Annotated in this window: 11 protein-coding genes; all 11 read left to right on the top strand. The window is 63.6% G+C overall.

Annotation, left to right across the window (positions count from 1 at the left end; translation table 11 throughout):
- The first annotated feature begins 12 nt into the window (after positions 1-12).
- Positions 13-582 carry a carboxymuconolactone decarboxylase family protein gene (locus IBX54_RS09400; protein ID WP_296542396.1) on the top strand — a complete coding sequence of 190 codons (570 nt, stop codon included), beginning with the start codon at positions 13-15 and terminating at the stop codon, positions 580-582.
- Positions 583-607: 25 nt separating this feature from the next.
- Positions 608-1,282: a TIGR04283 family arsenosugar biosynthesis glycosyltransferase gene (locus IBX54_RS09395; protein WP_296542395.1), complete on the top strand. Its 675-nt coding sequence runs from the start codon at positions 608-610 to the stop codon at positions 1,280-1,282.
- Complete coding sequence (locus IBX54_RS09390; protein ID WP_296542394.1) at positions 1,279-1,881, top strand: TIGR04282 family arsenosugar biosynthesis glycosyltransferase; 603 nt, start codon at positions 1,279-1,281, stop codon at positions 1,879-1,881. The genes IBX54_RS09395 and IBX54_RS09390 overlap by 4 nt, the downstream gene beginning before the upstream one ends.
- Complete coding sequence (locus IBX54_RS09385) at positions 1,878-2,756, top strand: DMT family transporter (protein WP_296542393.1); 879 nt, start codon at positions 1,878-1,880, stop codon at positions 2,754-2,756. Before IBX54_RS09390 ends, IBX54_RS09385 begins: the two co-directional genes overlap by 4 nt.
- 149 nt (positions 2,757-2,905) lie before the next feature.
- Complete coding sequence (locus tag IBX54_RS09380) at positions 2,906-3,070, top strand: DUF1328 domain-containing protein (protein WP_296542392.1); 165 nt, start codon at positions 2,906-2,908, stop codon at positions 3,068-3,070.
- Between the two features lie 63 nt (positions 3,071-3,133).
- The gene (locus IBX54_RS09375) at positions 3,134-3,415 is read left to right on the top strand and encodes a hypothetical protein (protein WP_296542391.1); all 282 of its coding nucleotides are present in this window, start codon (positions 3,134-3,136) and stop codon (positions 3,413-3,415) included.
- Between the two features lie 54 nt (positions 3,416-3,469).
- Complete coding sequence (locus tag IBX54_RS09370) at positions 3,470-4,543, top strand: AI-2E family transporter (RefSeq protein WP_296542390.1); 1,074 nt, start codon at positions 3,470-3,472, stop codon at positions 4,541-4,543.
- Between the two features lie 57 nt (positions 4,544-4,600).
- Entirely contained in the window at positions 4,601-5,509 is a 909-nt protein-coding gene (locus tag IBX54_RS09365) for a J domain-containing protein (RefSeq protein ID WP_296542389.1), read from the top strand.
- The gene (locus tag IBX54_RS09360; protein ID WP_296542388.1) at positions 5,506-5,835 is read left to right on the top strand and encodes a chaperone modulator CbpM; all 330 of its coding nucleotides are present in this window, start codon (positions 5,506-5,508) and stop codon (positions 5,833-5,835) included. Before IBX54_RS09365 ends, IBX54_RS09360 begins: the two co-directional genes overlap by 4 nt.
- Positions 5,836-5,839: 4 nt before the next feature.
- Positions 5,840-8,635, top strand: coding sequence for a cation-translocating P-type ATPase (locus IBX54_RS09355; protein ID WP_296542387.1), 2,796 nt, complete (start codon positions 5,840-5,842; stop codon positions 8,633-8,635).
- Positions 8,632-9,636, top strand: coding sequence for a sodium:calcium antiporter (locus tag IBX54_RS09350; RefSeq protein ID WP_296542386.1), 1,005 nt, complete (start codon positions 8,632-8,634; stop codon positions 9,634-9,636). The genes IBX54_RS09355 and IBX54_RS09350 overlap by 4 nt, the downstream gene beginning before the upstream one ends.
- Positions 9,637-9,785 lie beyond the last annotated feature (149 nt).

Raw genomic sequence — 9,785 nt, 5'->3', positions numbered from 1 at the left:
AGGAGAAACCCCATGTCAACCACCCCCATCATCAACAAGCTCCAGCCCATCGACCATGCCAGCGCGCAAGGCAAGCCCAAGGAAATTCTTGATCTGGCCCTCAAGCAGGTCGGCTTCATTCCCAACATGTACGCCAACATGGCCAACGCGCCGGCCATGCTCAGCACCTACCTGCACGGCTACGCGCTGTTTCGCAGCGAATCGGGCTTCAGCCCGGTCGAGCAGGAAGTGGTGTTTCTGGCTGTGAGCCAATACAACGGTTGTAACTACTGCACAGCCGCCCACAGCATGATTGCCGACAAGATGTCGGGCGTGCCAAAAGATGTCTTGGAGGCCATCCGCGCGCGCCAGCCGATTCCCGACGCCAAGCTCGCCGCGCTGGCGGCCATGGCGGTGGAGATGGTCGCCAAGCACGGCCAACCCGATCGCGCAGTCGTGCAGGCTTTTCTGGATGCCGGCTACCAGGAGCAAGACCTGCTCTACATCATCCTCGCCGCAGCGGTCAAGGCCATAAGCAACTACAGCAACCAGGCGTTCGCCACCACGGTCGATGAAAAATTTGCCGCCTACAAAGTCGCTTGACCGCGTCGGGTGACAATGGCGGGGCATGAAACTTTCCATCATCGTCCCGCTGCTCAACGAAGCTGCCAACCTGCCCGGATTGCTGGCGCAATTGTTGCCACTACAGCACAGCGGCTGCGAAGTGCTGCTGGTCGATGGCGGCAGTTCTGACAATTCAGCCGCTCTGGTGGAGCGCGTCGGCCTGCAGCTAATTTGCTCGTCACGCGGGAGGGCGCTGCAGATGAACGCGGGGGCCGCGCAGGCCACCGGCGACGTGCTGTTGTTCCTCCATGCCGATACCCGCTTGCCCGCAGGCGCGCCAGCGCTGGTCGCACAAGCCCTGGCCAGCCAGGCACATTGCTGGGGGCGTTTTGATGTGCGCATCTCCGGGCAGCATGCGATGCTGCGCGTGATTGGCACCATGATGAACCTGCGCTCGCGCTGGAGCGGCATTGCCACCGGTGACCAAGCCATGTTTGTCAGTCGCGCGGTGTTCGCGTCGGTCGGCGGCTTTCCCGCGCAACCGCTGATGGAAGACATCGAGCTCAGCAAACGCTTGCGCCGCATCTCGCGCCCGGCGTGCCTCAGGCCTTGCGTGATCACCTCCGGCAGGCGTTGGGAAACCCATGGCGTGTGGCGCACCATGCTGCTGATGTGGCGCCTGCGTTGGCAATACTGGCGTGGCGTGCCCGCGGCGCAACTGGCCAAGGCGTACCGATGAAGCCGGTGCGCATCGTTATTTTTGCCAAGGCGGCGCTGCCCGGTTTTGCCAAAACCCGTTTGATTCCGGCGCTGGGCGCGCAAGGTGCGGCCGATCTCGCCCAGCGTTTGCTGGCGGATGCACTGGTGCGCGCTTTGACGGCCCGGGTCGGTCCGGTCGAGTTATGCGTCACGCCCGACAGCGCTGATCCAGTGTGGCAGACCTTTGCCTTGCCAGGCGGCGTGCAATTGACCGATCAGGGCGAAGGCGACTTGGGCGAGCGCATGGCGCGTGCCACCCAACGTGTGCTCGACGGCGGTGAATCGGTGTTGCTGGTGGGCACCGATTGCCCGACGCTCAAGGCACCACGGCTGCAACAGGCTGCCGCAGCGCTGCAGCACCTCGATGCCACGCTAGTGCCCGCTTTCGATGGCGGCTACGTGCTGTTGGGTTTAAACACGTTTCATCCATCACTTTTTTCAAGCATGGCGTGGAGTACCAGTGATGTGGCTGCACAGACGCTGCTGCGCTTGAACAAGCTGAACTGGCGCGTCAGCACGCAGCCCGCGCTGCATGACATCGATGAGCCCGAAGATCTGAAATGGCTGGCAGCCGTATGACCTTGCTCCGCCTGGGCTTGCTCTCCCTGATGACCATGCTGTGTTTTGCCGGCAATTCCATACTGTGTCGTCTGGCGCTCAAGCACACCAACCTTGATGCCGCCAGTTTCACGTCGGTGCGCCTGATCTCGGGTGCCGTGATGCTGGCCTGTCTGGTTTACGCCCGGCAATGTCTGCGACCCAGGGCCAGCACCGCAGCAAGCCAGGCGCCTTTCCTGGGAGGAAACTGGATGTCAGCGCTGGCCTTGTTTGTGTATGCCGCTGCCTTGTCTTTTTCTTACGCTGACCTGTCCACCGGTATTGGCGCCCTGCTGTTATTTGGTGCGGTGCAAGCCACCATGATTGTCACCGGACTGCGCTTTGGCGAGCGGCTCTCTGGCCGTCAAGTGGTGGGCATGCTGGTGGCGCTGGCCGGGGTTGTGGCCATCATGTTGCCGGCGCTGGATGCGCCACCGCCGGGCAGCGCGGCGCTGATGCTGGCCTCGGGCGCGGCCTGGGGCGTTTACTCGTTGCGCGGGCGCGGCGTGGGCGATCCAACCCGCGACACGGCAGGCAATTTTTTGCGGGCGGCCGCCTTGTCGGTGCTGCTCAGTGGCCTGTTTCTGGCACGTCTTCAGTTCGATGCCCTGGGCGTGCTGTATGCGCTGCTGTCGGGCGCCCTCACCTCGGGCGTGGGCTACGCGCTCTGGTACGCCATACTGCCCCACATGACCCGGACACGCGCTGCAACCGTGCAATTGAGCGTGCCGGTACTGGCCGCGCTGGCCGGCGCCGCGTTTGCGCAAGAACCCATCACGCTGGCGTTTGTGCTGACCTCGCTGGCCGTTCTGGGTGGCATTGCCCTGGTGGTGCTCGACAAAAAGCCGGCCACTTGATCAGCATGGCGCAGCAGCATCTGGATGGTGCCTATGCCACTTCATTGGCAATTTGACCCTGGCTCTGTGCGTCAGCGAACAGACCGGGTGGCCCGATTCACTTAAATTGAGGTCTTCCGGGCCCACGGCCTGCTCACCAGGAGCCTCCCATGCTGCACTACGCTGTTGTTTTTTTCGTCATCGCCCTGATTGCCGCCCTGTTCGGCTTTGGCGGCATCGCTGCCGGTGCGGTCAGTATTGCCAAGACACTGTTCTTCATTTTTCTGGTGTTGGCCATTGTCAGCTTCCTGTTCGGCGTCATCAAAAAACGCTGACCGATCAGCCGCCTCAAACGCGCGCCATGCCCATTTTTGCAACCTCACCCCAAAGGACTCCCAATGAACACGAACCAACCCGCCGAAATGGCCAACGCATTGGTTGACCAAGCCAGCCATGCGGCAGACCAGGTCGCCAAGTCAACCCAGCAATTGGCCCACAACGTCTCGCAGGGCGTGCGCGACAGCGCGCACCAGTTGCGCGTCAAGGCTGGCTATGCGGGTGACGACGCCGTGCACTACATCCGCCACGAGCCCGTCAAAGCCATGCTGATCGCAGCCGCCACCGGTGCCGCGCTGATGGCGCTGGTGAGTCTGTTCAGTCACTCGCGGGGCAACCGCTAAGACGGTGCTTCAGGACCGGAAATTGATCAGGAAACCAACGCACTGAGCATTCTGGTGCCTGACCCTTGCACCCACCGGGCCACCAGCCCCTCTGCGCCCCGCGAAAGCTGGGCGCTGTTGGTATTGCTGGCGCTGGTCACCGTCGCGCTGGGCAGTATTTTGTTGCCTTTCTTTGCCGCCATCATGTGGGGCCTGATTTTGTCGCTGCTGTTCACCCCACTACACCGCTGGCTGTTGCCACGGCTGGGACAGCGACCAACGCTGACCGCTTTGTGCACGCTGTCGGTCGCGCTCTTGATCGTGATATTGCCAACAACGCTGGTGCTGTTGTTGTTTGCTCAGGAAGCGGCCTGGTTTTACCAGGGCTTGCAGTCAGGCGACATCAATCCAAGCTTGTATTTCCACCGCGCCTTCAACCGGTTGCCGGATTGGGTGGGCGCCATCCTCGACCGCTTTGGTCTGGTCAACTTTTCCACTTTGCAACGCCGGCTGTCCGCCACAGTAGCGCAAGGCTCCGAGGTTGCCGCCACCCAGGTCTTCAACATTGGCCAAAACGCCTTTGAATTCGTGGTGGGCCTGTTCATTGCGCTGTATCTGGCTTTCTTTCTGATCCGCGATGGCGACACCACGGTGCGCGCCATCGGGCGCTTGATTCCGCTGGCTCCTGTGCACCGGCAGCAACTGTGGCACAAGTTCGCCACCGTAGTGCGCGCCACCATCAAGGGCAACCTGCTGGTGGCGCTGATTCAGGGCGCGCTGGGTGGCTTGGCATTTTTGGCGCTGGGTGTCCAAGGCGCCTTGCTGTGGGCGGTGTTGATGGCGGCCTTGTCGCTGTTGCCGGCGATTGGCGCCGCGCTGGTGTGGGCTCCGGTGGCGCTTTACTTCCTGTTGACCGGCGCCCTCTGGCAGGGTTTGGCGCTGACCGCTTACGGGGTGCTGGTCATCGGCCTGGTGGACAACTTGCTGCGGCCAGTGCTGGTGGGCAAGGACACCCGTATGCCTGACTACGTGGTGATGATCAGTACGGTGGGCGGCATGGCGGTGTTCGGCATCAACGGTTTTGTGCTCGGGCCGCTGATTGCGGCCATGTTCCTGGCAGCCTGGCAAATTTTTGGCGCCACACGTTGACAATCTTTGCGTAAACGCAAGGCAAGATCGTCAGGCGCCACGCAAACTGACCACACCATGAAATACAAAGACTATTACGCCATTCTTGGTGTACCGCGCACAGCCAGTCTGGATGACATCAAAAAGGCCTACCGCAAACTGGCGCGTACGCACCACCCGGACATGTCCAAGGCACCCGATGCCGAGGTGAAATTCAAGGAAATCGGCGAGGCCTACGCCACGTTGAAAGACGAAGCCAAACGCGCCGCCTATGACGAGCTCGGCCACCCGGCCAGCGGCGCCGACTTCAGGCCGCCACCGCAATGGCAGCAGGATTTTGCGCCGGGCGGCATGTCGTTCGATGATCTGGACGGCGTGGACCTGGCCGATTTGCTGGCCGCCATGGGCCAGGGTCGAAGTGGCCCAAGAGGTCAATCACGCCAAGCCATGCCCTTAAAGGGCCAGGACTTCGAGACCTCGGTCACCATTGCACTTGAACAAGCCCGCCACGGCACCACGGTCAACCTGACGCTGGCCGAGGGCACGCAAGAGCGCACGCTGCAAGTCACCATACCGCCGGGCGCCAGCCAGGACCAGAAATTGCGCTTGCGCGGCCAGGGCGGCAAGGGCCGCAACGGCGGCCCCGACGGTGACATCTACCTGCACATCAAGCTGGCGCCGCATGCGGTGTTCCGGCCCGACCACCACGACCTGTATTTTGACCTGGTGCTGACCCCTTGGGAAGCCGCGCTGGGCGCCGAGGTCGAAGTGCCGACGCTCGACAACCCGGTGCTGCTGACCATTCCGCCAGGCACCCGCAGCGGGCGCAAATTGCGCCTGCGCGGGCGCGGCTTGCGGGCGGACAAAAGCGACCTGTATGCCATCGTCCACATCGACGTGCCCGCCACGCTGTCAGCGCGTGAACGCGAGCTGTTCCAGGAACTGGCCAAAGTCTCAACCTTCAAGCCCCGAGGAGGAACCCAATGAATCACGCCAGCGTTGAAAGTTTCACGCTTGACACCACCGAGATCATCACGCTCACCGAGCTCGCCGATTGCTGCGGCATGAGCCCGGCCGAACTCGACGAACTGGTGGACTACAACGCTCTGGTGCCACTGAACAGCCTGCCAGAGCGCGCCTTCAGCGCCCATTGGGTGGCGCCCTTGCGCACCGCGTCCAAACTGCGACTCGACTTTGACCTTGACCTGTTTACCGTGGCCATGCTGCTTGAAAAGCTGATCCAGATCGAGTTGCTGGAGCGCCAGGTGCAGTCACTGCAGGCGCTGGTGCCGACCCAGCTGCGCCAGACCTGAGGGCTTGTTCACAAACAACACCCGCGAGCCCCAAGCCGTCACGGCGCGCAGGGCTATTGATAAATACATGGTCAGACTAGCGCGTATGCAGACCAGCAACACCCCTGCCCTGATGCCCTCACCCGAGCCACGCTCCTGGCACCAGCGCGAGGTGCACGAGCTCACCGCCGAGCACGCCGTCGATCCCGAGCACGGCCTGCACGCGGCCGAAGCGCAGCGGCGCCTGGCGCTGCATGGCCCCAACGAGCTGCCGAGCAAGGCGCAGCGCGGTCCGCTGGCCATTCTGGCGGACCAATTCACCGACTTCATGGTGCTGGTGCTGCTGGCCGCCGCCGCGGTGTCTGGCCTGATTGGCGACCTGATCGACAGCGTGGCCATTCTGGTCATTGTGGTGCTCAACGCCGCGATCGGTTTCATGCAGAGCTGGCGCGCCGACCGCGCCCTGGCGGCGCTCAAACAACTGGCCGCCGCCCGCGCCACCGTGCTGCGCAGCAGCCAAAGGCAGGACGTGCCGGCGCGCGAGCTGGTGCCGGGTGACATCGTCCTGCTGGAGGCCGGCAACAAGGTGCCCGCCGACCTGCGGCTGATCCACAGCGCGCAGCTGCATGTGGATGAATCCGCGCTCACCGGCGAGTCGGTCACGGTGGCCAAACACGCTGCGGCCTTGCCAGATTCGGCTGACAGCGCGCTGGGCGACCGGCTCAACATGGCCTTCAAGGGCACCTCTGCCACGCTGGGTCACGGGCGCGGCCTGGTGGTGGCCACCGGCCAAGCCACCGAACTCGGCAAAGTGGCGCAACTGCTCGACCCCGAAGACCGCACCACGCCACTGCAGCGACGCCTGGCCGCCTTCGGCAAACGGCTGGCGCTGGTCGTGATCGGCATTTGTGTGGTGATTTTTGTGGCTGGTGTCTGGCGTGGCGAACAGGCGCTGCTGATGGCACTCACTGCCATCAGTCTGGCCGTGGCGGCTATTCCCGAGGCCCTGCCGGCCGTGGTGTCGGTGCTGCTGGCGCTGGGCGCGCGGCGCATGGTGGCTGTCAACGCGCTGGTGCGGCGCCTGCCTTCGGTGGAAACGCTGGGCTCGGTCAGCACCATTTGCTCGGACAAAACCGGCACCCTGACGCAAAACAAAATGCATGCCGAACTGGTCTGGAGGCAAGAGCAGTCCTGGGTGCCGGGCGACCAAGCTCCCGGGCCAGTGCTGCTGGAGGCCCTGCGTGCCGGTGCCCTGTGCAACGACGCGCACCGCAATCAGAGCGGCCAAGGGCCCACCAACAGTTCCAGCACCACACCAGACTGGCAGGGCGACCCCACCGAGACGGCACTGGTCGTGGCGGCGCAGACCGGTGGCGTTGACAAGGCAGCGCAAGAGGCCCAGTGGCCGCGCTTGAAAGAGCTGCCCTTTGACTCCGAGCGCAAGCGCATGACCACGCTGCATGCCAGTGCACAGGGCTTTACCGGCTACACCAAAGGTGCCCCTGAGTCGGTGCTGGCGTGTTGCGACTCGCAATGGATGCCTGAAGGTGCCCTGGCGCTGGACCTCCAAAAGGTGATCGCCCAGGCCGACACGCTGGCCGCCCAGGGCCTGCGCGTGCTGGCGCTGGCGCGACGTGACCATGCCACCCTGCCCGACACGCTGACGCCCGACACCATCGAGCAGCATTTGCAGTTTCTGGGGCTGATCGCGCTCATCGACCCGCCGCGCCCAGAGGCCGCAGCCGCGGTGCGCGACTGCATCAGCGCGGGCATTACACCGGTCATGATCACTGGCGACCATCCCGCAACGGCGCGCGCCATTGCGCTGCGCCTGGGCATTGTGACCGACCCGCAAGCCGAAGTGCTGACCGGGCAGCACCTGGCCATGCTTGACGATGCCGCGCTCTCGTTGCGCGTCGCCGAGGTGCAGGTCTATGCCCGGGTGGATCCGGCGCAAAAAATCCGCATTGTCGAAGCCTTGCAGGCGCAAGGCGAGATTGTCGCCATGACCGGTGACGGCGTGAACGATGCCCCGGCCCTGAAACGCGCCGACATTGGCGTGGCCATGGGCAAGGGCGGCACCGACGTGGCCCGCGAGGCCGCCAGCATGGTGCTGCTCGATGACAACTTTGCAAGCATCGTGGCGGCGGTACGCGAGGGTCGGCGCATTTTCGACAATATCCGCAAGTTTGTGCGCTACGCCATGACCGGCAACTCCGGCGAAATCTGGACGCTGTTTCTGGCACCGCTGGTTTTTCTGCCGATGCCGCTGCTGCCCATCCACATCCTGTGGGTGAATCTGGTCACCGACGGCCTGCCCGGCCTGGCGCTGGCGACTGAGCCCGCCGAGCGCGGCGTGATGCAGCGCCCACCCCGCGCCCACACCGAGAGCCTGTTTGCCAACGGCATGTGGCAGCATATTCTGGGCTTTGGCCTGCTGATAGCAGGCCTGTGCCTGGGCGTGCAAGCCTGGGCCTTGTCCACTGGAAACCCGCACTGGCAGACCATGGTGTTCACCGTGCTGACGCTGTCGCAAATGGCCCACGTGATGACGATCCGCTCCGAGCGCGACTCGCTTTGGCAAATCGGCCTGGGCAGCAACAAGCCTTTGCTCGGTGCCGTGCTGCTCACCTTTGTGCTGCAGATGGCCACCATTTACGTGCCGGCACTGAACCCCATCTTCAAGACCCAAGCGCTGAGCCTGGCCGAGCTACTCGTTTGCCTGAGCGCCGCAGCCACGGTGGGCGTGGCGGTAGAGCTTGAAAAAGCCTGGCGCAGCCAAAGACATCAAAGCCCGGCAAGCACAGGCACCGCACCATGAAACCCGTCGTGCTGGTCTGGCTGCAATTTGTGCTGTGCGCCGGCCTGATCGGTTTTGCCGGCGTGCGCCTGAGCCGTTATGGTGACACCATTGCCGCCCGCACCGGCCTGTCGCGCAACTGGGTGGGGATGATTCTGCTGGCCACGGTGACTTCGCTGCCCGAGCTGGTCACCGGTTTGAGCGCGGTCACGGTGGCAGCCGCACCCGACATTGCGGTGGGTGATGTGCTGGGCGCCTGTGTGTTCAATCTGGCCATTCTGGCGCTCATCGACATCCTCTACCGCCAGGACAGCCTGTACCAACAGCTTGGCCATGGCCACGCGGTATCTGCCGGCTTTGGTGTCATTTTGCTGGCTGGTGCTGCACTGGCTTTGCTACTGGGTGGCAGCGGCATGATGCCGGCCATCGGCCACATCAGCCTCGCCAGCGTGTTGCTGCTGGGCATCTATCTGGCGGCCATGCGCACGCTCTACGTGATCGAGCAGCGCCACCCCGCCCGCGCCGACGAATTCGAGCCAACAGGCATGACGCTCAAGGCGGCCCTGATGGGCTACGGCATGGCTTCCAGCGTGATTGTGGGCGCCGGCATCTGGCTGCCCATCATCGCTGTCGAGTTGGCCCGGCTGATGGGCTGGACCCACTCCTTTGTCGGAACCCTGTTCGTGGCCTTTGCCACCACGGTACCCGAGCTGGCCACCACTTGGGGCGCTGTGCGCATTGGCGCATTGGACATGGCGGTGGGTAACCTGCTGGGCAGCAATCTATTTGACGTGATGATTCTGGCACTCGATGATGTGGCGTATCTGAAAGGGCCCATTTATGCGCAAGTGTCGCCGGTGCATGCGGCCACCGCCATCACGGCCTGCCTGATGAGCGGCGTTGTGATCGTGTCGCTGGCCAGCCGCCCCACCCGGCGCATTGCGCATGTAGCGAGTTGGTCGAGCCTGGCCCTGCTGGCCCTGTATTTGCTCAACACCGCCATTCAGTATTGGCACGGCTGAGGGTGGCGTCTTCGTCACTGCGAGCCCCGCATCCGGCCCGATACCGCACACGGACCTTGAACAAGGAAGCCGTCACTGCGAGCCCCCCGAATCAGGCCCGATACCGCACACGGGCCTTGAACAGAGACTTCGTCATCGCGAGCGAAGCG

The organism is Rhodoferax sp. (assembly GCF_014859475.1).
Lineage (GTDB): Bacteria > Pseudomonadota > Gammaproteobacteria > Burkholderiales > Burkholderiaceae_C > Rhodoferax.
Note: the sequence above shows the minus strand (reverse complement) of the source record. Positions and strands in the feature narration are given on the sequence as shown.